The organism is Pseudomonas palleroniana, assembly GCF_003031675.1.
GTDB lineage: Bacteria > Pseudomonadota > Gammaproteobacteria > Pseudomonadales > Pseudomonadaceae > Aquipseudomonas > Aquipseudomonas palleroniana.
In genome coordinates this window covers 135067-158371 of sequence record NZ_PYWX01000053.1, presented here as the reverse complement: position 1 = coordinate 158371, position 23305 = coordinate 135067, and the positions used below count along the sequence as shown (strand labels likewise).

21 protein-coding genes are annotated in these 23305 nt (G+C 62.1%); 13 read left to right on the top strand and 8 right to left on the bottom strand.

The features are described from left to right. Positions 1 to 25: 25 nt before the first annotated feature. Positions 26 to 790 carry a DUF2076 domain-containing protein gene (locus C9383_RS18765; RefSeq protein ID WP_090365680.1) on the bottom strand — a complete coding sequence of 255 codons (765 nt, stop codon included), beginning with the start codon at positions 788 to 790 and terminating at the stop codon, positions 26 to 28. 181 nt (positions 791 to 971) lie between these two features. Here C9383_RS18765 and C9383_RS18760 point away from each other — a divergent pair, with 181 nt between their 5' ends. Beyond that, entirely contained in the window at positions 972 to 1631 is a 660-nt protein-coding gene (locus tag C9383_RS18760) for a DUF7847 domain-containing protein (RefSeq protein ID WP_090365836.1), read from the top strand. A 41-nt stretch (positions 1632 to 1672) separates the two neighbouring features. Then, positions 1673 to 2761, top strand: coding sequence for an endonuclease/exonuclease/phosphatase family protein (locus tag C9383_RS18755; protein WP_090365679.1), 1089 nt, complete (start codon positions 1673 to 1675; stop codon positions 2759 to 2761). 192 nt (positions 2762 to 2953) lie between these two features. Here the strand turns inward: C9383_RS18755 and hrpB are convergent, their stop codons facing one another. Then, positions 2954 to 5461 carry an ATP-dependent helicase HrpB gene (hrpB, locus tag C9383_RS18750; RefSeq protein ID WP_090365677.1) on the bottom strand — a complete coding sequence of 836 codons (2508 nt, stop codon included), beginning with the start codon at positions 5459 to 5461 and terminating at the stop codon, positions 2954 to 2956. 253 nt (positions 5462 to 5714) lie between these two features. Here hrpB and C9383_RS18745 point away from each other — a divergent pair, with 253 nt between their 5' ends. Both C9383_RS18745 and C9383_RS18740 read left to right on the top strand, forming a co-directional pair. After that, on the top strand, positions 5715 to 6134 hold the full coding sequence (locus C9383_RS18745; protein ID WP_090365676.1) for a polyribonucleotide nucleotidyltransferase: 420 nt from the start codon (positions 5715 to 5717) through the stop codon (positions 6132 to 6134). Positions 6135 to 6143: 9 nt separating this feature from the next. Next, the gene (locus tag C9383_RS18740; RefSeq protein WP_090365674.1) at positions 6144 to 7037 is read left to right on the top strand and encodes a cation diffusion facilitator family transporter; all 894 of its coding nucleotides are present in this window, start codon (positions 6144 to 6146) and stop codon (positions 7035 to 7037) included. On the opposite strand, the gene C9383_RS18735 is transcribed toward C9383_RS18740, so the two are convergent. Beyond that, positions 7034 to 8083: a DUF6515 family protein gene (locus C9383_RS18735; protein ID WP_090365673.1), complete on the bottom strand. Its 1050-nt coding sequence runs from the start codon at positions 8081 to 8083 to the stop codon at positions 7034 to 7036. The genes C9383_RS18740 and C9383_RS18735 overlap by 4 nt on opposite strands. 431 nt (positions 8084 to 8514) lie before the next feature. On the opposite strand from C9383_RS18735, the gene C9383_RS18730 reads away from it, so the two are divergent. Continuing rightward, entirely contained in the window at positions 8515 to 8994 is a 480-nt protein-coding gene (locus C9383_RS18730) for an Lrp/AsnC family transcriptional regulator (protein ID WP_003194418.1), read from the top strand. A 194-nt stretch (positions 8995 to 9188) separates the two neighbouring features. After that, positions 9189 to 9398, top strand: coding sequence for a DUF2788 domain-containing protein (locus C9383_RS18725; RefSeq protein ID WP_032884769.1), 210 nt, complete (start codon positions 9189 to 9191; stop codon positions 9396 to 9398). Here C9383_RS18725 and C9383_RS18720 read toward each other — a convergent pair. The 4 genes from C9383_RS18720 to C9383_RS18705 all read right to left on the bottom strand — a co-directional run bounded on the left by C9383_RS18720 (position 9393) and on the right by C9383_RS18705 (position 15851). After that, positions 9393 to 10028, bottom strand: a complete 636-nt coding sequence (locus C9383_RS18720; protein ID WP_090365671.1) for a pseudouridine synthase — start codon at positions 10026 to 10028, stop codon at positions 9393 to 9395. The two genes, C9383_RS18725 and C9383_RS18720, sit on opposite strands and share 6 nt — an antisense overlap. A 72-nt stretch (positions 10029 to 10100) precedes the next feature. Next, on the bottom strand, positions 10101 to 11573 hold the full coding sequence (gene amn / locus C9383_RS18715) for an AMP nucleosidase (protein ID WP_161548420.1): 1473 nt from the start codon (positions 11571 to 11573) through the stop codon (positions 10101 to 10103). Between the two features lie 100 nt (positions 11574 to 11673). After that, positions 11674 to 13323: an acyl-CoA dehydrogenase family protein gene (locus tag C9383_RS18710; protein ID WP_090365670.1), complete on the bottom strand. Its 1650-nt coding sequence runs from the start codon at positions 13321 to 13323 to the stop codon at positions 11674 to 11676. Positions 13324 to 13433: 110 nt separating this feature from the next. Next, on the bottom strand, positions 13434 to 15851 hold the full coding sequence (locus C9383_RS18705; RefSeq protein ID WP_090365668.1) for a hybrid sensor histidine kinase/response regulator: 2418 nt from the start codon (positions 15849 to 15851) through the stop codon (positions 13434 to 13436). Between the two features lie 287 nt (positions 15852 to 16138). On the opposite strand from C9383_RS18705, the gene C9383_RS18700 reads away from it, so the two are divergent. The 4 genes from C9383_RS18700 (at position 16139) to C9383_RS18685 (ending at position 19690) form a co-directional block, all read left to right on the top strand. Then, complete coding sequence (locus tag C9383_RS18700; RefSeq protein ID WP_090365667.1) at positions 16139 to 16936, top strand: hydroxymethylpyrimidine/phosphomethylpyrimidine kinase; 798 nt, start codon at positions 16139 to 16141, stop codon at positions 16934 to 16936. A 32-nt stretch (positions 16937 to 16968) separates the two neighbouring features. Continuing rightward, a complete protein-coding gene (gene thiE / locus C9383_RS18695) occupies positions 16969 to 17595 on the top strand; it encodes a thiamine phosphate synthase (RefSeq protein WP_090365665.1) in 627 nt (208 codons plus the stop codon). 30 nt (positions 17596 to 17625) lie between these two features. Beyond that, the gene (gene hemL / locus C9383_RS18690) at positions 17626 to 18909 is read left to right on the top strand and encodes a glutamate-1-semialdehyde 2,1-aminomutase (RefSeq protein ID WP_090365664.1); all 1284 of its coding nucleotides are present in this window, start codon (positions 17626 to 17628) and stop codon (positions 18907 to 18909) included. A gap of 226 nt (positions 18910 to 19135) precedes the next feature. Beyond that, positions 19136 to 19690: a tetratricopeptide repeat protein gene (locus C9383_RS18685; protein WP_090365663.1), complete on the top strand. Its 555-nt coding sequence runs from the start codon at positions 19136 to 19138 to the stop codon at positions 19688 to 19690. 144 nt (positions 19691 to 19834) lie between these two features. Here C9383_RS18685 and C9383_RS18680 read toward each other — a convergent pair whose 3' ends face one another. After that, positions 19835 to 20161 carry a DUF1820 family protein gene (locus tag C9383_RS18680; RefSeq protein ID WP_040071161.1) on the bottom strand — a complete coding sequence of 109 codons (327 nt, stop codon included), beginning with the start codon at positions 20159 to 20161 and terminating at the stop codon, positions 19835 to 19837. 132 nt (positions 20162 to 20293) lie between these two features. Here C9383_RS18680 and miaB point away from each other — a divergent pair, with 132 nt between their 5' ends. From miaB to ybeY, 3 genes are all read left to right on the top strand, one after another. Then, the gene (miaB, locus tag C9383_RS18675; protein ID WP_090365661.1) at positions 20294 to 21622 is read left to right on the top strand and encodes a tRNA (N6-isopentenyl adenosine(37)-C2)-methylthiotransferase MiaB; all 1329 of its coding nucleotides are present in this window, start codon (positions 20294 to 20296) and stop codon (positions 21620 to 21622) included. Between the two features lie 215 nt (positions 21623 to 21837). After that, positions 21838 to 22836, top strand: coding sequence for a PhoH family protein (locus C9383_RS18670; RefSeq protein WP_060754711.1), 999 nt, complete (start codon positions 21838 to 21840; stop codon positions 22834 to 22836). After that, complete coding sequence (ybeY, locus tag C9383_RS18665; RefSeq protein ID WP_060754712.1) at positions 22829 to 23287, top strand: rRNA maturation RNase YbeY; 459 nt, start codon at positions 22829 to 22831, stop codon at positions 23285 to 23287. Before C9383_RS18670 ends, ybeY begins: the two co-directional genes overlap by 8 nt. Positions 23288 to 23305 lie beyond the last annotated feature (18 nt).

Here is a 23305-nt window from a genome sequence, read left to right as displayed (position 1 = left end):
ACGAAGCGCCCCGGTTGAATGCAGGTCAGACGTAGGAGTCGTCGTCGTCAAAAGACGAGGAATTGTCGGAATAGTCGCTGTCTGAAAAGTTGTCAGCGTTGTTGCCGCCCCAACTGTCATTCCCGGCGAAACGCTGGTCGTCATTGCCCCAGTTGCCGTTGTCACTGGCCGGCGCGGGCTCTTCGCGGATGATTTCTTCCACGACCTGCGGCTGTTGAGAATTATGGTTGAACAAGCTGCTGATGCCTTCGGCCAGCATCACACCACCGGCCACGCCGGCGGCAGTTTTCAGGGCGCCACCGAGAAAACCACTGCCAATCGGCGCTGCCGGCGCCTGTTGCGGCTGTTGATAGTTCTGCGGCGGTGCAGCGTAGTTTTGTTGCGGCGCAGGTTGGCCGAACGATGGCCGCCCCGGTTCACGCCAGCCGCCACCCGTCGACGCCGGGGCGCTCTGGGCCGGTTGCGGATCGCGGGAACCGCCGCCAAAGATGCTCGACAGGAAACCGCCACTGCTCGGCGCAGGCTGGGCTGCCTGGGAACGGGCTTGTTGCAGCTCATCCTGCAATTGCTGGATCTGCTGCGCCTGCTGCTTGTTCTGCGCGTCGAGACTCTTGATCGCGTGTTCCTGTACCAGGATCGACTGGGTCATGTAGTACCCGGCGGCCGGTTGGCGAGTCATGTGCTCCTTGATCCGCGCTTCGGCCAGGGCGTCGCGGGGGGCTGAGTCCTTTTCGGCTTGTTGCAACCGTGAAAACAGTCCATCGATCAGGGTTTGCTCTTCGCTGTTCATGGCGACCTCGTTAGATTGCCGGTAGAAATCATGGGCCTGCCTGGGACCAGGCAAGCTACGCGACTAGTTATGGGGCTGTTACCAGACGTTTCAATAGTCTTTACGTAAGGTTTACGTTTGCTTAACGCCAGCCCTGATCGGTTAAAGTGTGGGCCTTGCTTTTTGGCCTGCGATGAACCTGATGAATCCGTTAGACGTACTGCGCGACTCCTTCCGCTTCACCCAACGCAACCTGGGTGCCATCGTCCAGCTATGCCTGCCGCTGGTGATCCTCGAAGCCCTGCTGCAACAGGTGCTGGACCACACGCTGGGGCCGGATGCGTTCCCCGGTTACAGCGTGGTTGTCGGGCTGCTGGTGTATCCGCTGTACACCGGCGCCCTGATCCTGTTTCTGGATGCGCGCACCCGCGGCGAGTCGCCGCGCATTAAAGATGTCTGGGCCATGGCCCTGACCCTGTGGCCACGCTTCGCCCTGCTGACGGCCATGAGCACGCTGCTGATTCTGCTGGGCTTGTCGTTGTACTTCCTGCCCGGCCTGTGGCTGATGGTGGTGCTGGCGTTTGCCGAGTACCTGCTGGTGCTGCGCGGCATGCCGGCACTGGACGCGATGAAGGAAAGCTTTCGCCTGAGCCGTGGGCACTTCTGGCGAATCCTGGTCTGCCTGCTGTGCGTGATGACGCCGCTGTGGTTGCTCAAGGGCGCCAGCGCCGCGGCCTATCCAGACCCGGGTCCGTTACTGGGGTTGTTGATGGACAGCGCCCACAGTTTCCTGCAGTTGTTTACCAGTGTGGTGTTGTTCCGTTTATTCATGCTGATCGGTGGCGACGCCGACGCACGGTGATATGCTCCGTGCCTGTCCTGACACGCTGATAAGCCGAGCCAATGACCCGTTTATTGCGCATCTTCCTGCTGGGCCTGCTGATCATCGCGGGCCTGCTCATTGCCCTGATCTACAGCTTGACCTGGCGCCCTGCCGACAAGCAAACCCTGCCCGTCAGCTGTGGCGCCCCCCGCGCGCCGACCCTGCTGCCGGGGCAGGCGCTCAAGGTGATGACCTGGAACGTGCAATACCTGGCCGGTAAAAACTACGTGTTCTGGTACGACACCCCCGACGGCAGCGGCCCGGACGACCGTCCGACCGTGGAAGACATGGCCTACAGCCTCGATGAAGTGGCGCGGGTGATCCGTGACGAACAACCCGACATCCTGCTGTTGCAGGAACTCGACGAAAACGCCAAGCCATCCCACTATCAAGACCAGCTGGCCCTGTTGCAGGAACGCCTGGTCGACCTTTACCCGTGCAGCGCCCAGGCGTTCGACTGGAAAGCCGATTTCATCCCCAGCCTGCATATTTTCGGCAGTGTCGGCCGCAAACTGGCGACCCTGAGCCGCTACCAGATCGAACACGCCGAACGCCTGCAACTGCCGGTATCGCCCGGCAACTTCATCAGCCGCCAGTTCCAACCCAAACCGGCCTTGCTGCTGACGTATCTGCCGCTGAGCGATGGCGGCCAACTGGCGGTGCTCAATACGCGTCTGGGTCGCGATATGCCTGGGCGCTCGGCGGTGGATGAGCAAGTCAAGGCAACGGTGAAATTGCTGGATAAGCTCGAAGGCCGAGGCACGCCCTGGTTGATCGGCGGGGATTTCAACCTGCTGCCGCTGGGGCAGTTCCTGCGCCTGGAAGCGGGCAAGCGCGGTCAGTATTCGCCGGACAGCGAGTTGCATTTGCTGTGGGACAAATACCCGATGATCCCCAGCAACAGCGAAGCCAGCGGCATCGACCGTGCGAAATGGCTGACGCACTACCCCAACGACCCAAGCCTCGACGGCCCGGATCGCACCTTGGACTATCTGTTCTACAGCCCACGCATCAAGCGGGTCGAAGCCAAGGTGCGGCAGGAGGATACGTTGCGCATTTCCAACCATTTGCCGGTGATTGCCCGGTTCCTGCTGCCCGCCGCGCCCTGACAGGCACCCCCGAAATAATGTGGGAGGGAGCTTGCCCTAATGCCTGTCAGTTAAGGCTTAACGCGGTCATTGTGGGAGGGGCGGTGCGACGATTCGACTTGCTCCCGATAGGCCGCGCAGCGGCCTCAAAAATGGGCCTGCTACGCAGTCCATCGGGAGCAAGCCCCCTCCCACCATTGTTCTTCGTGGTGGCTACTTGCGGGGTTTAATCCGGGCTGTCGCCTCGGCGACCAATGGATCATCCGGCCAGTAATGCTTTGGATAGCGCCCTTTCAAATCCTTCTTCACCTCGGCATAGGTGCTGCGCCAGAAGTTCGCCAGATCCTGCGTCACCTGCACCGGGCGCCGCGCAGGCGACAACAAGTGCAGCTTCACCACCTGCCGCCCACCGGCAATGCGCGGCGTATCCGCCAACCCGAACAATTCCTGCAGGCGCACCGCCAGGATCGGCGGCTGTTCGCTGTAGTCCAGTCGCACCGACGAACCCGATGGCACCTTCACATGCTGCGGTGCCAGTTCGTCCAGGCGTTGGGGCAGCGGCCAGGGCAGCAGGTTGTGGAGAAAACTGGAGATATCCAGGTTGGAAAAATGACTGAGGCGCGACACCTTGCCCAAGTACGGCATCAGCCAGTGCTCCAGGCTGGCGAGCAAGGCGCTGTCGCTAAGGTCGGGCCATTCGCTGGTTTTTCCGGCGTCCAGCTGGCGCAGCAGCATGACACGGGCCTGCCATTGACGCAGCTCCGGGGTCCAGGGCAATAGCGCCAGCCCCTTGCGGCGGATGAAGTTGACCAACGCCTGGCTGCGGGCGGATTCATCCAGGCCGGTCAGGGGCTCGCGGCTGAGCACCAGTTCGCCGACTTTGCGTTGGCGCTCGGCGCGCAGCACGCCTTCGCGCTCGTCCCAATCCAACTGGTCGACGTTGCGCACTTGTTCGGCCAATACCGTATCGAATAGCGCCGGGTCGAAATCCGCCGCGAGATAGATGCGTTCTTCCCGCTGGCCCTGGCGGCTGCCGAGGTCGGCGATCACCAGCCAAGGTTGTTTCATCAGGCTGTCAGCCTCGGCGAACAGCGCGGCGCGCCCATTGGCCAGGCGGTATTCGGCGCCACCCGGGCGACGTTGTTGCGCGACGCGGTCCGGGTAGGCCAGGGCCAGCAAGGCGCCGAGCCAGCGCGGGTGGTCGGGATCAGCCACCGCCTGAGTCGCCTTGCTGCGCAGATAACCACGGTACTGCCGGGCCAGTTGCCTGGCTCTTTGCACACCACCCTGGGTGCCACGTGCGCGCTCTTCGCCGGACAGCAAGGCCAACCGACTGTGCAAATCGGCACCGCCACCGCGCAGGATATCGCGCTCGCCCAACAGGGCAGCCACCTCACAGGCCGTGGCCGCCAAACCCAGGTCCTGCCCACGCAGCAATAAATGAGCGATACGCGGATGCGCCGGCAACTCGGCCATTTTCTGACCGTGCGGGGTCAGTTTGTCGTCCTCCAGCGCGTCCAGGCGTACCAGCAAGTCCTGAGCCTGAGCATAGGCGGCGGTCGGCGGCACATCCAGCCACACCAGTTGCGTCGGGGCGACGCCCCAGCGCGCGAGTTGCAAGGCCAGGCCCGCGAGATCCGCCGCGAGGATTTCCGCGCTGCCATACGCCGCCAAACCTTCATGCTGATCCTCGGACCACAACCGATAACACACCCCCGGCTCCAGACGCCCCGCCCGGCCGGCGCGCTGCGTGGCACTGGCGCGGGAGATGCGCTGGGTGTCGAGGCGGGTCATGCCGCTGCCGGGGTCGAAACGCGGCACCCGCGCCAACCCGGCGTCGATCACTACGCGCACACCGTCAATCGTCAAGCTGGTCTCAGCGATGTTGGTAGCCAGTACCACTTTGCGTTTACCGACAGGCGCCGGGTCGATGGCGGCGCGTTGGGCGTTGAGGTCCAGTTCGCCATGCAGCGGGCAGAGCAGCACATCATTGCGCTCGCCCAGGGCGTCCGCCAGTTGCTGGTTGACCCGACGAATTTCCGCCTGCCCCGGCAGGAACACCAGCACACTGCCGGCTTCGTCCTGCAAGGCCTCAAGGATGGTCTGCAGCACACGCGGCTCGATAAATTCACCGGCCTGATACGGCCGCCCCCAACGCACCTGCACCGGGAACATGCGTCCTTCGCTGCGCAGGATCGGCGCATCCTCCAGCAGGCTCGCCAGGCGTTCACCTTCGAGGGTGGCCGACATCAACAGGATTTTCAGCGGCTGCTCATCACGAAACAGCTCGCGGCCATTGAGGCTCAGGGCCAGCGCCAGGTCCGCATCGAGGCTGCGCTCGTGGAATTCGTCGAAGATCAGCAAGCCCACGCCCTCCAGTGCCGGATCGTCCTGCAGGCGACGGGTGAGAATGCCTTCGGTGACCACCTCGATACGGGTGTTCGGGCCGACCTTGCTGTCCAGGCGAATGCGATAACCGACGGTTTCGCCGACTTTTTCACCCAACTCACTGGCCAGGCGTTCGGCCGCGGCGCGAGCGGCCAGGCGCCGGGGTTCGAGCATCAGGATGGTTTGCCCGGCCAGCCACGGCTCGTTCAACAAGGCCAAGGGCACGCGGGTGGTTTTACCGGCGCCGGGCGGCGCTTCCAGCACGGCTTCATGGCGAATCGCCAAGGCGTCACGCAGGGCGGGTAAAACTTCATCAATCGGCAACGAATTCATACTGGCTCCAGAACAGAGCGGCGAGTATAACGGCGAACTGCCGGATGCCGATGATGGTCTCAACAACACCACGGTTCTGGGCTGTCGACGCGGTCAACTGTGGGAGGGGGCTTGCTCCCGATAGCAGTGGGTCAGTAGCCAAGCAGTTGCCTGACACATTGCCATCGGGAGCAAGCCCCCTCCCACACTTGATCATCGTCGCCTGACAAAACTGGCTTATATTCACCCTTAAAACGTGTTCAGGAGAGTTTCCATGCGTATCGCTTCCCGCATCATCGGCGGTGTCCTCGCCGTCACCCTGTTGAGCCAGCTGACCGCCTGCGGTTCGATCTTCTACCCGGACCGCCGTGGCCAGATCGACGGCAAGATCGACCCGGCGATTGCCGTGCTCGACGCCGTGGGCCTGCTGTTCTATGTAATCCCCGGCCTGATCGCGTTCGGCGTGGACTTCGCCACCGGCGCCATCTACTTCGAACCGGGCAAGACCGCCCAGGTTGACCCGGCAAAACTCCACGACGCCATTGGCGCAGACGGCAAGGTCGACAACGCCAAGCTGCAAACCATCATCCAGCAAGAAACCGGGCGCAGCCTGCCACTCGATGACCCGCGTCTGATCCAGTTCAAGGGCAGCGTGCAACAACTGGCCGCCCTGGGCCTGCAACCCGCTGCCTAAGGATCGTCCATGACCAGCAGTCCTGAACACGCCAGGCTCCTGCGCCTGGCCACCCGCGCTTCAGTGGGCGTGGCCTCCGCGCTGATTATCACCAAGGCCATCGCCTGGTGGTTCAGCGGCTCGGTGAGCATGCTCGCCGGGTTGACCGACTCGCTGCTCGATGGCGTGACCTCGCTGCTGAATTTGCTCGCCGTGCATTACGCGCTGCGCCCGGCCGATGACGACCACCGTTATGGGCACGGCAAGGCGGAGTCGCTGTCGGGCATGGCCCAGGCGCTGTTTATCGCCGGCAGCGCGGTGTTGATCGCGTTCCAGGCGTACCAGCGCTTGCAGCATCCGGAACCCGTCGGCGCGCCGTGGTTGAGCATCGGGGTGATCGTCTTTTCGCTGTTGATGACGGTGGCGCTGCTGATGCTGCAACACCGGGTCATCCGTGAAACCGGCTCCAACGCGGTACGCGCCGACTCGCTGCACTACCGCTCGGACTTGATGCTCAACGGCAGCATCCTGGTGGCGCTGGTGTTGGCGGGTTTTGGTTACCATCAGGTCGACGCCTGGTTCGGCCTGGGCATTGCCGCCTACATCTTGTGGAGCGCCATCCAGATCGCTCGGGAGAGCTTTGCGGTATTGATGGACGAGGAACTGCCACCGGACGTGAGCCAGCACATGCTGGAACTGGCCCGTGGCGTCCCCGGTGTATTGGGCGCCCATGACTTGCGCACGCGAATCTCCGGCAGCCACTGGTTCGTGCAGTTGCATCTGGAATTGCCGGGGGAATTGACGCTGTCAGTCGCCCATGGCATCAGCGATCAAGCCGCCGACGCCATTCACCAAGCCTACCCGCGTGCCGAAGTGCTGGTGCACGCCGACCCGCGGGAAGTGGTCACGGGCAATAAAACCTAATACTGCACCTGATAACCGCGACTGCTCAGGCAGTTGCCCTGGGCCTGACGGTAGGTTTGCACCACCGCAGGCGCCGGGGCGTAGGTCACCGCCTGCGGATCAAAACCGCTTTGCTGCACCGCCCAGCGATAGCAGTCATAACCATCCTGTTGCACCTGGCCCGGTGACTGGCCGTTGGCCGGGTAGGCCACCACGTCGTAACCATTGCCCTGTGGCGCCGGCGGCGGCGTCGGCACTTGGGTCGGCGGTTGCACCACCACGTACTGCTGGGTGCTGCTTTCGTAGGTGTAATAGGCGCCGGCCGCGAGGAAGAACAGCGCACTGCCCACCCACACTTCCCGTGCGTAATCCGGCAGGTATTGCACGCGGATACCGTACGGCGGCGTTACCACCACATAACGCGGGCCTTGCGGGCGATACCAATAGCCACCAGAGTAGAAATAATCCTGGCCACGGTAGGGAACGCGGTAATTACGCTCGGGGAAACGGTCGACGACATAGCCCGGTCGGTATTGCGGGCCTGGGCCCCAGCCGTTGCCGTGCCCATCGGGGCGGCCTGGCCAGCGGTGGTCATCGGGGCGGCCATTGTTGAAACCGCCACCGGGACGCGGCCCGGGGCCATTACCGGGCTGCCAATGCGGATTGCCGTCATTACGCCGTGGGATGTCCTGATAGTAACCCTGGCGCGGCTCCTGGGTTTGCCGAACGGTGTCCGGGCGCCCCTGGATCGGCAGGTTATTCGCAGGCTGCGGCGCTGGCCGAGGCGATTCGGCGCCTTGCGGCCGGCCTTGCCACTGCCCGTGCCCCTGCTGCTCGCCACGCTCGAAATGCTCGTTTTGCGGGCGCGGCGCATTGTTCTCGAAATGTTGATTCTGTGGACGGGGCTGGTTGTTTTGCGGGCGGGGCGGTTCGTTGCCCTGCCGCCCACCCTCCGGCCCTCTTTCATGTTGGCCGCCGCCTTCAGAACGGGGGTCATCAGCCATCACTTGCGCGCTGACGGTGACCATCAGCAAACCTACACCTGCCAAACGCCAGATGCGTTTCATGCTATTCCTCACTGCGGATTAGGGCCTGGATACCCGGCCTCATATATGAGACTGGAAAAGCCTCACCCGGTTCTGAGACAGGTTATCAGTCACGAGAACAATTTTCTCAAGGCAAAGAAAAAGGGGCGACCCGTCGGCCACCCCTTGAGAATTTTGTCCTGGCTCAACGCTTTTGACGTTGGCTCACCTCACGCCGTCTGGTAGACAGTGTGCAGCCTGGAGGCCGGCTCAACCCTGCTGGGGCGGCGGCCGCAGCGTGCCTGATTGGGCTCGCTGGGAGTGGACTGTTGTCCAGGCGGTGATTCTGTTGATAACGATACCCGCGTGTGCCCGACAGATGATTGCGAAGATTGCGTCAATAAACAGTGCTTGCGCAATTTTTAACCCTTCATAGATAATTCACCGCAATAGTTACGACAAAGGCCAACCCAATGAGCAAGCTTGACCGATACGACCTGAGTATTTTGGCGGAATTGCAGCGCGACGCGAGGATCTCCAATCAGGAGTTGGCCGAGCGCATCGGCCTGTCACCGTCGCCCTGCTCTCGCCGGGTCAAGCAATTGGAAGACGACGGCTACATTGCCCGCCAGGTCGCCTTGCTCGACCGCAAGATGCTGGGCCTGAGCCTCACAGCCTATGTATTGATCGGCATGGACCGTCACACGCCAGAGCGTTTCGAGAACTTCGAAGCGGCCATCCGCACCCTGCCCCAGGTGCTGGAATGCAGCCTGGTGACCGGGATGGATGCGGACTATCAATTGAAAGTCGTGGTGCCGGATATGGACCACTATCAAAAATTGCTGCTGGGCCACCTGACCCGCATCGAAGGCGTGACCAGCGTGCGGTCGAGCTTTGTGCTGAACCAGGTGTTGAACAGCACCGAACTGCCCCTGACCCACCTGCGCACCTGACCCCAAGAACAATGGCGATCCAATGTGGGAGGGGGCTTGCTCCCGATGGCAGTGTGTCAGTTGATGCATCCAGTGAATGACACTCCGCCATCGGGAGCAAGCCCCCTCCCACAGTTCGATCCAGGTCAATATTGCGTCAGTAGCGCTGCCGTATACTCGCCGCCTTCACTGCCGGAAAAATCCCCATGAACAACATCGACCCCGCCCTGTTTGAAGAATGGATGATGACCGGCCTGGTCACTGTCCTGATTATTTTCATGGGTTTTATCGTCTGGGACCTCGCGAAGAAGTCCAAAGCCGGTCGCTTTGGCTCGTTCATCCTGTTTTTCGTACTGGGGCTGGGCGTGGCGGCGTTCATCATCAAAAGCGTGGTGATCGGCCTGATCGAATCCGGCGCCCTATAAACGCGCCGGCACTTCCTTCCACTGGCCTTGATCCAGGCCATCGATCGACCAGCCGCCAATGCGTACCCGCACCAGGCGCAAGGTCGGCAACCCAACCGCCGCCGTCATGCGCCGCACTTGGCGGTTGCGGCCTTCGCGAATCACCAACTCCAGCCACGACGTCGGCACGCTTTTGCGAAAGCGTACCGGTGGGTTGCGTGGCCACAACTGGGGCTCATCCAATTGGCGCGCTTCGGCGGGCAGGGTCATGCCGTCGTTAAGCTCCACGCCGTCACGCAGGCGTTGCAGCTGCTCTGGCGTTGGCTCGCCTTCGACTTGCACCCAGTAGGTTTTCGCCAGCTTATGCTTGGGGTCGGCAATCCGCGCCTGCAGTTGCCCATCGTTGGTCAGCAACAACAACCCCTCGCTGTCACGGTCCAGGCGACCGGCCGGGTAGATACCGGGGATGTCGATAAAGTCCTTGAGGGTCGCACGCCCGCCTTCGTCGCTGAACTGGGTCAGTACATCGAACGGCTTATTGAACAGGATCAGCTTCGGCTCGGCCGGGGGCGCCTTGGCGACACGCCGCGCAGCGGAATACGGAGGTTTCACGCCAGGGCGGCGCGAATCGGGGCGAGTGGGACGGGACATGGCAAAAAGAACATCTAACGGTCAGGACCGACAATGCTAGTGGCCTGACCGCTAAATGACCATCCCAACCGCTTAGCGGAACGGTGGTTCGTCGAAGCTGCGCAGCTTGCGCGAGTGCAGCGAGTTGAGCTCGGTGCGCAACAGGTCGACCGCCTCGATGCCGATCTTCAAGTGCTGGCTGACCGCGCGCTCATAGAACGCGTTGGCCGAACCTGGCAGCTTGATCTCACTGTGCAACGGTTTGTCCGACACACACAGCAAGGTGCCGTAAGGCACACGCAAGCGGTAGCCCTGGGCGGCAATGGTGCCGCTTTCCATATCCACCGCCACGGCGCGGGACAGGTTGATCAGCGGCCGTTCCTGGGCCCAACGCAGTTCCCAGTTGCGGTCGTCGTAGGTCAGCACGGTGCCGGTGCGCAGGCGTTTTTTCAGCTCTTCGCCTTTCTCGCCGGTGACATTCGCCGCGGCCTGCTGCAGCGCCAGTTGCACTTCGGCCAGGGCCGGGATCGGAATGTTCGGCGGCACGACGCGATCGAGAATCCCGTCGCGGCGCATATAGGCGTGGGCCAGTACGTAGTCGCCGATGGTCTGGGATTGGCGCAGGCCGCCGCAGTGGCCGATCATCAGCCAGCAATGAGGGCGCAGCACAGCCAGGTGGTCGGTGATGTTCTTGGCGTTGGACGGGCCGACGCCAATGTTCACCAGGGTCACGCCGTGGCCGTCAGCGGCCTGCAAGTGGTAGGCCGGCATCTGATAGCGGTGCCAGACCACACCGGCGGCAATCGCCGAGGCTTCGCCGTGATCCATGCTCTTGTCGATCACCACGTTGCCCGGCAGCACCATGCGGATAAAGCGCGGGTCGCTGCGCAGTTGCTCCAGGCCATGCACGATGAACTGGTCAACATAGCGATGGTAGTTGGTCAGCAGAATCCACGGCTGCACATGGCGCCAGTCGCTACCGGTGTAGTGCACCAGGCGACGCAGGGAAAAGTCCACGCGGGCCGCATCGAACAGTGCCAGAGGCAGCGGGTCGGTGTTTTCCCAATCGTAGAGGCCATCGGCGATGCCGTCGGTGGCGGCGGACAGGTCGGTGCTGGGGAATACGCGAGCCAGGGTCGCGGCGGTAACGCCGGAGCCGGCCAGTTCGTCGCCCTGCTCCACCACGTACGGGTAAGGGATGTTCTGCTGGCTGACGCCCACTTCTACCGTCACGGTGAAGTCGTGCATCAGCGGCACCAGTTGCTCCAGCAGATACTTACGGAACGCCGCAGGATGGGTGACGGTAACGCTGTAGGTTCCCGGCAGTTGGACCTTGGCATATGCCCGGGTGGTCTGTGGGACTTCACCGTGGCAATGGTAGGTCAGGCGCAGTTCCGGGTAGCGAAACAGTGCGCGCTGTTCGGCGTCGGGTTCGACGCGGTTCTTGAGGTATTGCTTGAGAGCCTGATTGAGCGCCCCGGTAGCACGCTCATGCAGAGCCGCCAGCCGGTCCACGGCTTCTTCAGCGGTTTGAACGACAACAAAAGCTTCGGTCACGGTAAGCATCCTGTGTTCTGACTTGCAGGCCTTTATCTTGCCTGTATCCCTGCTGGACGGAAACCAAGGATTGAAATGCGTGCAAAATGGGTGGGCTTGACCGAGCGCCTCAAAGGGCTGGCGTGGAACGCGCAACAATCGCCTCGACTTCCACCCCTCGCGGCAAGGTGCCATACACGCGGCCGGACGATGCCCCCAGCCGGCTGGCGATAAACCCGTCACTGACCGCCGCATTCCCCGCTTCCAGCAACAGCTTTGCCTGTAAGGCCAGGGCGATATCCTCGGTCAGTTGCCGTGCGCGGTACTGGATATCCTGGGTGTCCATGAACGCCGTCTTCAACTGTTCGATATGCCGCGCCAGTTGTTTATCGCCGTGACCGCTGCCCAGTTCGACGAACAGCGCCTCCAGCACACCCGGCTCTTTGGACAACGCCCGCAGCACGTCCAGGCACTGCACATTGCCCGAACCTTCCCACGTCGAATTCACCGGTGCCTCACGGTACAGGCGCGGCAGGATGCTGTCCTCCACATACCCGGCGCCGCCCATGCACTCGGCCGCTTCGTTGATCATCGCCGGCGCACGCTTGCAGATCCAATATTTGCCCACCGCTGTGACCAGCCGGGCGAACTTGGCTTCCTGCTCGTCAGCGAGATGGTCCAACGCCCGCCCCATGCGCAGGCTCAATGCCAGGGAGGCTTCGCTCTCCAGGGCCAGATCGGCCAGTACGTTTTGCATCAGCGGTTGCGCGCTGAGCACGCGACCGCCGACCGAGCGATGGGCGCAATGATGGCTGGCCTGGGTCAGCGCCTGGCGCATCAGGGCACTGGAGCCGACCATGCAATCGAAGCGAGTCATGGCGACCATCTCGATGATGGTCGGCACGCCACGCCCCTCCTCGCCGATCATCCAGGCCAGGGCGCCGCGAAACTCCACTTCGCTGGACGCATTGGAGCAGTTGCCAAGTTTGTTTTTCAGGCGCTGGATGTAGAACTCGTTGCGCGTGTCATCCGGGCGGTGCCTGGGCAGCAGGAAACAGGTGAGCCCCTTGTCGGTCTGGGCCAGGGTCAGGAACGCGTCGCACATCGGTGCCGAGCAGAACCACTTGTGCCCCACCAGTTCATAGGCTTGCCCGGGGCCGCCCGCGCCCACCGGGAAGGCACGGGTGGTGTTGGCGCGCACATCGGTGCCACCCTGCTTCTCGGTCATGGCCATGCCGATGGTGGCACCGCCCTTGTGCGCGATGCCGACGTTGCGCGGATCGTATTGGGTGTTGAGCACTTTGGGCAGCCAGGTCTGCGCCAGGTCTGGCTGCAGGCGCAGCGCCGGCACGCAGGCGAAGGTCATGGTCAGCGGGCAGCCGGTACCGGCTTCGGCCTGGCTGTGCAGGTAGGTCATCGCAGCGCGGGCCACATGGGCACCGGGCTGCGGATGGGCCCAGGGCAGCGACGGCAGGCCATGTTCGACGGCGGTGCGCATCAGTTCATGATAAGCCGGGTGAAATTCAACCAGGTCGATGCGATGACCATAACGGTCATGGCTATTGAACACCGGCTTGTTCTGGTTGGCCAGGAACCCGGCTTCCATCAACGGGCCACCGGCCAGCGCACCGTAAGCATCGATACGTGTCTGCGCCCAGCCGGCGCCGAAACGCCGCGACCATTCTTGCAGGGGCAAGTCGACGCGGTAGAGGTTGGTACCGTCCAGGGAGGGCGGCTGGTTGGTGACGTCGTGGGTTTCGGCGAACGAATGCAGGTTCATGGCGGGCCTCCTGAAATAAAGGCCACGTCGATCAAGGCGGTTTACAGGAGCGAGCTTGCTCGCTGCTGCACGCTGCCTACCGGTAGGGCCGAAGTTTCAGTTAAGCACCGTCATCGGCCTTTAAAAAGTGGCATAAACGCCGAATGTCCGGCGCTTTCGCCCTCTACCGAGCACAATACACGCCGCTCCAGTACCGCCTGCAAAGCGTCGAAGCGCACGGGTTTTGACAGCCGGTCGCTGACGCCGACACCGTGGCAACGCTCACGTTCCGGCGCCTGCAAAGAGGTACTCAAGGCAATCACCGGCAACTCACCGCACCCCGGCAAGGCACGGATCTGACAGCACAATGAGAAACCACCTTCGGGCACATCCAGCAACACGGCATCGAAGGTTTCGTCTTGCAGGAGCGCCAGGGCTGACGCGCCACTGTCTGCGGTTTTCACCCGGTAACCGAGCTTGAGCAACATCCCGCGCACCGCCAGTTGGCCCACGCTGTTATCGTCTACCAACAGCACCGCGCAATCCTGAGGGGCACGCTGCCTGTCGGAGGCGACTTTCGGTTCAGGCGGCACTTTCAGTTCAGACGGCGCTGCGCCAACTTCCATCTCCAACTGGAACCGGCTGCCTTTACGCGGCTCGGAATGGTGGGTCAGACGCCCGCCCAGCAACTCGATCAACTGCCGGCAAATCGCCAAGCCAATACCCAGGCCGCCGTATTCGCGGGTGGTCGAACCATCGAGTTGGAAGAAGCGTTGGTACAGCGTGGCCTCGTCCAGAAAGGCGAAGCCCACGCCGGTGTCGGTTACGATAAAGCTCAAGCGCAACCCGCCATCCGCATGGGGCACGCCCACCACGCGCAAACGCACACTGCCTTCGTGGGTGAACTTGAAGGCATTGTCCAACAGGCAATCCAGGCACTGAGTGAGTTTGCCCGCGTCACCGATCATGCGGTCCGGCAGTTCATCGGCGACATCGATGGAAAACGCCAGCCCCTTGCTCTGGGCGCTGGCGCTGAACTGCTGGCGCAAGGTATCCAGGGTGCCGCGCAGGCTGAATACCTGGGGCTGAGCGGTGAGGCGCCCGGCTTGCAGTTCGGTCAAGGTGAGGATGCCATTGACCATGCGCATCATGTCCCGCGCCGAGCCGGCAGCCGTTTGTTGGTACTGCGCCAAGTCATCGTCCAGCGGCACGGTGTGCATCAGCTCCAGGGAACCGATCACGCCATTCATCGGCGTACGCAACTCGTGGGTCAGCGTGGCGAGGAATTCATCCTTGAGACGGTTGCTGCGGGCCAATTGCTGGTTGAGCACTTCGAGCTTCTGGCTGGCATCGAAGAGGATTTGCGCCTGTTGCTCACGCATGCCGTTGATGCGATCGGCCAGGGCCAGGGACAGCAACGCCACCTCAATGGCCGAGCCGAGTTGGCTGGCGTACATGGTCAGGAACACATTGGGCAGGTAGCCCAGCACCATCATCGTGTTGACCACCCCGCCCAACAGGAACGCCGACCAGGCAATGATGAAATAACGCGCCATGCGCTGGCCACAGAACCAGGCCTTGATGGCCGTGAAAAAGATGGTCACGGTAAACACCAGCGCCAGGCCGGTCGCCAGGCGCAAGGCCAGTGCATAGCTGGTCAGCAGCGCCAGCACCATCACCACCGCGCCGCAGGCCGCCAACGCCAGCAACAGACGATCAAGCCAGCGGCTGTGCTGCGCCGTGTGCAGGAAGCTGCGTGCGAACAGGCTGCCGAACAGCGCTGCCGAGCCGATCAGGAACGGCACCGCCGCATTCGCCCACCACGGGCTGTTCGGCCAGAAATACTCCATCGCCACGCCATTGACCGCCAGCTGATAGAGGCCGAACGAGGCAATGTAGAGGATGTAATAGAGGTAGCTGGTGTCACGCACGCTCAAGTAGATGAACAGGTTGTAGACCAGCATCCCCAGCAATACGCCATAGATGGCCCCGAGCACGTAAAGGCGCAGTGGTTGCTGTTCCAGGTAGGCGGTGCCGGACCACAGTGTCAGCGGCGCCTGGATCGAACCTTCACTTTGCAGGCGCAGATAGACGGTTTCCTGCTGGTCGGGCACGAAGTTGAGCTTGAACAGGTAGTTGCTCTGGCGGACCTCACGGCTGGAAAACGGCAGGGCGCTGCCCGTGCGCGCCGTCAGGCGGTAGTGACCGGTGCCGTCCTTCTGGTACAGGTCCACATGGTTGAGCGGCGGATAGGCCAGTTCCAGAAACCAGCCACGCGGGGCGCGAGGGTCTTGGGCGAGGTAATGCAGGTCGACCTTGAGCCAGAACACCGAGCGTGAATAGCCGGCATTGAGGGTGGCTTTGTCATGGGTCTTGAACTGGGCAGCGTAAGCCGGGGAACTGACTTCGGCGATGGTGAGGGCATCCGTGGGGTCTTCGAGCACTTGCATGACCCGGCCCAGCGGCAGGCTTCGAGTCTCCTGATCGAAGTCGACGGCGTTGGCGAGCAGCGGCAACCCGCACAACAATAAGATCAGCAAATAGCGCATAGAGCCCCAGCGTGGACTGTCCGGTTATGTCAAAAGCCCCCCATTCCTTTTGAGTAGACGTACACCGGCGATACCGTGAGTTGTTTGAATCCACTCTAGCATAGCCAGTAAAGGCCATTAGACACTATTGAAATAATTTTTTGAAAGCCTCTATCACGAGGCTTTCAGCGCTTTTTCATCGGCTCAGTCAGATCATTGGCAGGGAATATCCAGGTGGTTTTCAAGCCATTAATTCCCCCCACGCCCGACAGCCACGCCAAAAGCGTTTGGTGGTAAGCTCGCGCACCATGAATATCTACAGCTCTCGTCCCGTTGTCCTCTGTCTCTCCGGCCACGACCCCAGTGGTGGCGCCGGCTTGCAGGCAGATATCGAAGCCCTGCTCGCCCAAGGCTGCCATGCGGCCCCGGCCGTCACCGCGTTGACCGTGCAGAACACGGTCAACGTCAGTGATTTCCGCGTGCTCGACCGCGAATGGGTGCTGGCCCAGGCCAATGCCGTGCTCGGCGACTCCGAAGTGGCGTCGGTCAAACTGGGCATGCTGGGCTCCATCGCAATGGTCGACACCGTGGTCGAACTGCTACAGGCGCATCCGCACCTGCCAGTGGTGTGCGACCCGGTGCTGCGCGCCGGCGGTGGTGGCAGCCTGGGCAAGGACGAAGTCGGCTACGCGATGCGTGAGCGCCTGTTGCCGCTGTCGCTGATCGCCACGCCGAACCTGCCTGAAGCGCGCATCCTCGCCGAGTTGCCTGAGGGGACGGCGGACGAATGCGCCGAGAAGCTGTTGCCCTATATCAAGCACCTGCTGATCACCGGCGGCCATGGCGACGAGCACGAAGTGCACAACCGCCTGTACAGCCGTGACGGCAGCCGCCAGACCTTTACCTGCCAGCGCTTGCCCGGCAGTTATCACGGCTCGGGTTGCACGCTGGCCAGTGCGCTGGCCGGCCGCATCGCCCAGGGCGAAGGCTTGGCCAGTGCCGTGCAATCGGCGCTCAACTACACTTGGCGGACCCTGCGCGACGCCGAACAACTCGGCCAGGGCCAGTTCGTGCCGCGCCGGCTGCCGCTGGATTTCTGCTCGTAACTTTTCGTCCTTAAAAGCAAGAGGCCTGCCCGATGAAACTACGTGGCCTGTATGCCATAACCGACAGCCAACTGTTGGCCGGCAAATTCCTCGCCTACGTCGAAGCGGCGTTGGAAGGCGGTGTGAGCCTGTTGCAATACCGCGACAAAAGCAGCGACGAAGCACGGCGCCTGCGCGAAGCCGAGAAGCTGCGAGAGCTGTGCTCGCGCTACAAGACCCAGCTGATTATCAATGACGACGCCGAATTGGCCGCACGCCTGGGCGTCGGCGTGCATCTGGGCCAGACCGACGGCCCGCTGACCCCTGCCCGCGCCCTGCTGGGTTCCAAGGCGATTATCGGCGCCACCTGCCACAGCCAGATCGAACTGGCGGAGCAGGCCGCCAGGGAAGGCGCAAGCTACGTCGCTTTCGGCCGTTTCTTCAATTCCAATACCAAGCCTGGCGCCCCCGCTGCCACCGTCGAAATGCTCGCCCAGGCCCGCACCCGGTTGCAGTTGCCGATCTGCGTAATCGGCGGCATCACCCTGGAAAACGCCGAACCACTGGTGGCCCACGGTGCCGACCTGCTGGCCGTGGTGCATGGCCTGTTCGGTGCCGAAAGCACCCAGGAAGTCACGCGCCGCGCCCGCGCATTCAACGACCTTCTGCGCCTTAAATAGACAACACACCTGAATTCAGAGAGCCCCGACATGTCCCGTTCCGAAACGCTGTTTGCCAATGCCCAGAAACACATCCCCGGCGGTGTGAACTCCCCCGTGCGTGCGTTCAAGAGCGTGGGTGGCACGCCACTGTTCTTCAAGCATGCTGAAGGCGCCTACGTCACCGACGAAGATGACAAACGCTATGTGGATTACGTGGGTTCCTGGGGCCCGATGATCCTCGGCCACAGCCACCCGGACGTACTCGACGCCGTGCGCAAGCAACTGGAACACGGCCTGTCCTATGGCGCGCCGACCGCCATGGAGACCGAGATGGCCGACCTGGTGTGTGCCATCGTGCCATCCATGGAGATGGTGCGCATGGTCAGCTCGGGCACCGAAGCCACCATGAGCGCGATCCGCCTGGCCCGTGGCTTTACCGGCCGCGACAGCATCATCAAGTTCGAAGGCTGCTACCACGGCCACTCCGACAGCCTGCTGGTGAAAGCCGGTTCCGGCCTGCTGACCCAAGGTGTGCCAAGCTCGGCCGGCGTACCGGCGGCGTTCGCCAAACACACCCTGACCCTGCCGTTCAACGACATCGCCGCCGTCGAGCAGATGCTCAATGAAGTCGGCCAAAACGTGGCGTGCATCATCGTCGAACCGGTGGCCGGCAACATGAACTGCGTACCACCGGCGCCAGGCTTCCTCGAAGGCTTGCGCGAACAGTGCGACAAACATGGTGTGGTGCTGATCTTTGATGAAGTGATGACCGGTTTCCGAGTCGCGCTCGGCGGCGCCCAGGCCTACTACGGCGTCACGCCGGACTTGAGCACCTTCGGCAAGATCATTGGTGGCGGCATGCCAGTAGGCTGCTTCGGCGGCAAACGCGAAATCATGCAGCACATCGCACCGTTGGGCCCGGTGTACCAGGCCGGCACCTTGTCGGGTAACCCGTTGGCGATGGCGGCCGGCCTGACCACCCTGCGCCTGATCAGCCGCCCAGGCTTCCACGCCGAGCTGACCGACTACACCACGCGCCTGCTGGACGGCCTGCAACTGCGCGCCGATGCCGCGGGCATCCCGTTTGTCACCACTCAGGCGGGCGGCATGTTCGGCCTGTACTTCAGCGGTGCCGACGACATCGTCACCTTCGATGACGTCATGGGCAGCGATGCCGACCTGTTCAAACGCTTCTTCCACCTGATGCTGGAAGGCGGTGTGTACCTGGCTCCGAGCGCCTTTGAAGCCGGCTTCACTTCGATCGCCCATGGCGAAGCCGAGCTGAAACTGACCCTGGATGCTGCCGAGCGTGCCTTCGCCGCGTTGAAATAACAGTGACAACACGTCAGGCGTTGCCTTGGGCGACGCCTGATTTACTACTTTGCCTACAGACTTTTCCTAGTTTTTTCGAGAATCTCCCTGCAATCCGGCAGATAACTTGCCCTCGCAGCAGAAAATCGAGTAAAGACTTTGTAAGCAGGGGCCTGCTTATTTCATAATGCGCGCTCATTGGACTCCCCGAGGGTCCGCGCGCCCCGTCAGAGGTAAGTCGATTCCCATGAAACGCACCGGCCGCACCCTGGTACTGGGCTGCCTGTTGCTCCTTCAGCCGCTGCTGGCACATGCACAAGCAGGCGGCAACTCGTTGTTAATCCCAGCGATGGGTCGTTGCACCCTCAATACACAGCCAGACAGCCAGGCCGAAGCCCTGAGCGCGTGCCAGAAACAGGCCGACGGCGGTGATGCGCAGGCGCAATACGAGTTGGGTGAGTATTACCACGACAGTAAAAATCCGGCCCGCGACCTCAACAAAGCCTTGAGCTACTTCGAGAAAGCCTCGTTGCAGGGCCACGCCCAGGCGCAATTCCAGCTGGGCAACATGTTCTTCAAGGGCGAAGGCGTACCGGCCAATAACGTCCAGGCGTATATCGTGCTGAAAATGGCCGCGGTCAACGGCGCCGAAGACGCGCTGGACACCGCCGACGAAGTCGCCGAACACATGCAGCGTGATGAGTTGGAAGTAGCCACCCAAGTACTGGGCCAGATCTTCCGCAATTACCTGCAGGAATTGCAGAGTGCCGATGGGCGCTCGCCCTTCTCCCCCCTCCCCTGATCAGAACCTGTAGTGAGCGGGCTTGCCGCGCGCTGGGTGGCAAAGCCGCCCCAAACCCAGGCGCCTCGGTCTACCTGAAACACACCAGCGTCCTTGTTGGGGCGGCTTCGCTCCCCAGCGCGGGGCAAGCCCGCTCACTACGCTTTACTTTTCGGGCATCGGCATCGGAAACGGCATGACATTGCCCACGCCCCGGGCCTCGCTGATCTTCGGCGTGCCCAGGCGCTCCACCTCGTCGATGCGCACAATCGAATGCATCGGCACAAAGCTGCGCACCACGCCTTCAAACTGCGCCTTGAGCTTTTCCTCGCCCGGGTCGACGACCAACTGGGTGCGCTCGCCAAAGACGAACTCTTCCACTTCCAGGAAGCCCCACAGATCACTTTGATAGATCTGCTTGGCGTACATTTCGAACACCTGGCCCTGGTTGAGGAAAATCACCTTGTAGATTGGAGCTTCACGTTTGGTCATGGCGGGCAAACAACACATCGGGGGATATAAAAGGGGGCGCGAACTATAGCATGCCACCCGATGCACAACGCTAGGAACCCATGGGCATGCCCCCTATAATGCGCGGTTCTTTACCACCAGTTGACGATCCCCATGGCCAAGAAGCTTTACATCGAAACCCACGGTTGCCAGATGAACGAGTACGACAGCTCGCGCATGGTCGATCTGCTGGGCGAACACCAGGCCCTGGAAGTCACCGCCCGCGCCGAAGATGCCGACGTGATCCTGCTCAACACCTGCTCGATCCGCGAACGAGCCCAGGACCGTGTGTACTCCCAGTTGGGCCGTTGGCGCGAATTGAAGCTGGCGAACCCGGAGATGGTAATCGCCGTCGGCGGCTGCGTGGCCAGCCAGGAAGGTGCTGCGATCCGCGACCGCGCGCCCTATGTCGATGTGGTCTTCGGCCCACAGACCCTGCACCGCCTGCCGGAAATGATCGACGCCGCCCGCGTGACCAAGATGCCGCAGGTCGATGTCTCGTTCCCGGAAATCGAAAAATTCGACCACTTGCCCGAGCCGCGCATCGACGGGCCGAGCGCCTACGTGTCGGTGATGGAAGGCTGCAGCAAGTACTGCACCTTCTGCGTGGTGCCTTACACACGCGGTGAAGAAGTCAGCCGGCCGTTTGACGATGTGCTGTCGGAAATCATCCACCTGGCCGAAAACGGCGTGCGCGAAGTGACCCTGCTGGGCCAGAACGTCAATGGCTACCGCGGCCAGACCCATGATGGACGAATGGCCGACCTGGCGGAACTGATCCGCGTGGTGGCCGCGGTCGACGGCATCGAACGCATTCGCTACACCACCTCCCATCCGCTGGAGTTCTCCGACAGCCTGATCCAGGCCCACGCCGAAGTACCGGAACTGGTCAAGCACCTGCACTTGCCGGTGCAGTCGGGCTCGGACCGCATTCTGGCGGCCATGAAGCGCAACCATACCGCCCTGGAATACAAATCCAAACTGCGCAAACTGCGGGCGGCGGTGCCGGGCATCTGCATCAGCTCGGACTTCATCGTCGGCTTCCCGGGCGAGACCGAAAAAGACTTCGAGCAGACCATGAAGCTGATCGAAGATGTTGGTTTCGACTTTTCCTACTCGTTCGTCTACAGCCCGCGCCCGGGCACCCCGGCCGCCGATCTGGCGGACGACACCCCCGAAGCGCTGAAAAAAGAACGCCTGAACGCACTGCAACATCGCCTGAACCAGCAAGGTTTCGAGATCAGCCGACAAATGGTCGGCTCGATCCAGCGCATCCTGGTCACCGACTATTCGAAAAAGGACCCGGGCGAACTGCAAGGCCGCACCGAGAACAACCGAATCGTCAACTTCCGCTGCGACAATCCGACCCTGATCGGCCAATTCGCCGACGTGCACATCGACGCGGCGCAACCGCACTCGTTGCGTGGGTCGTTATTGCAGTGACCTTGTGAACGACACAGATCAAATGTGGGAGGGGGCTTGCTCCCGATGAGGGAGTGTCAGCCCCAGATGCTTTATCTGAAGCACTGCTATCGGGAGCAAGCCCCCTCCCACAATGGGATTACGCCGAATTCGGGTTATATAAGTGCTTTCGCACACTGGCGGCTGGCGTTATCCTCTCTTTCACCTCAACAGCCAAAGGGCGGCTAAAAGCGACCTTGAACGCACCCATAGAACCTCATCGTTTTCTCCTCGAGCCCTTTGAGGCTCGCCGTTTCGCCAACCTGTGCGGACAGTTCGACGAGCACCTGCGCCTGATCGAACAACGTCTGAGCATCGAGATCCGCAACCGCGGCAATCAGTTCGAGCTGATTGGCGAACCCCAGCACACCACGTCGGCAGAAAACCTGCTGCGTCGCCTCTACCGCGAAACCAAAGGTAGTGAGCTGTCGCCGGAGACCGTGCACCTGTACCTGCAGGAATCCGCCGTGCAAGACCTGGCCAACAACCCGGTGGCCGAAGCCAGCGTGGCCCTGCGCACCAAGAAAGGCATGATTCGCCCACGCGGCTTGAATCAGCAGCGCTACGTCAAGGAAATCCTCGGCAACGACATCAACTTCGGCATCGGCCCCGCCGGTACCGGCAAGACCTACCTGGCCGTAGCCTGCGCGGTGGATGCCCTGGAGCGCGAGCAAGTACGCCGCATCCTGCTGGTGCGCCCGGCGGTCGAAGCCGGCGAGAAACTCGGCTTCCTGCCCGGCGACCTGGCGCAGAAGATCGACCCGTACCTGCGCCCGCTCTACGACGCACTTTACGAGATGCTCGGCTTTGAATACGTGGCCAAGCTGATCGAGCGCCAGGTGATCGAGATCGCCCCGCTGGCCTACATGCGTGGCCGTACCTTGAACAACAGCTTCATCATCCTCGACGAGAGCCAGAACACCACCGTCGAGCAGATGAAAATGTTCCTGACCCGCATCGGCTTCGGCTCCACCGCCGTGATTACCGGTGACATCACCCAGGTCGACCTGCCCAAGGGCACCAAATCGGGCCTGGGCCAGGTGATCGAGGTACTCAAGGATGTGCCGGGCATCAGCTTCACGCATTTCATGCCCAAGGACGTCGTGCGCCACCCGCTGGTGCAGCGCATCGTCGAAGCCTACGAGCGCTTCGAACACCAGGGCGACGCCCCGAAGGACGCACGCCACGATGCTTGAGCTAGACCTGCAACTGGCGACCGACGCGCCCGCGCCCAGTGAAGAACAGTTTCGCCGCTGGTGCGCCCTGGCCCTGCGCCAGCGTACCGCCGACTCTGAGCTGACCATCCGCCTGGTGGACGAGCCTGAGGGCCGTGAGCTGAATCACACCTGGCGGCAAAAGGATTACGCCACCAACGTGCTGTCCTTCCCCGCCGACGTACCGGATGAGTTACTGGATATTCCCCTGCTGGGCGATCTGGTCATCTGCGTGCCGGTGGTGGAGCGCGAGGCGCGTGAACAAGGCAAGGAACTTGAAGCCCACTGGGCCCATCTAGTCATCCACGGCTGCTTGCATCTCTTGGGTTACGACCATATAGACGATGACGAAGCCGAGGAAATGGAAACACTGGAACAAACGTTGCTTGCAGAACTGGGTCACCCTGACCCTTATGCAGATGACGAAAACTGATCAACACTTAACCTATAC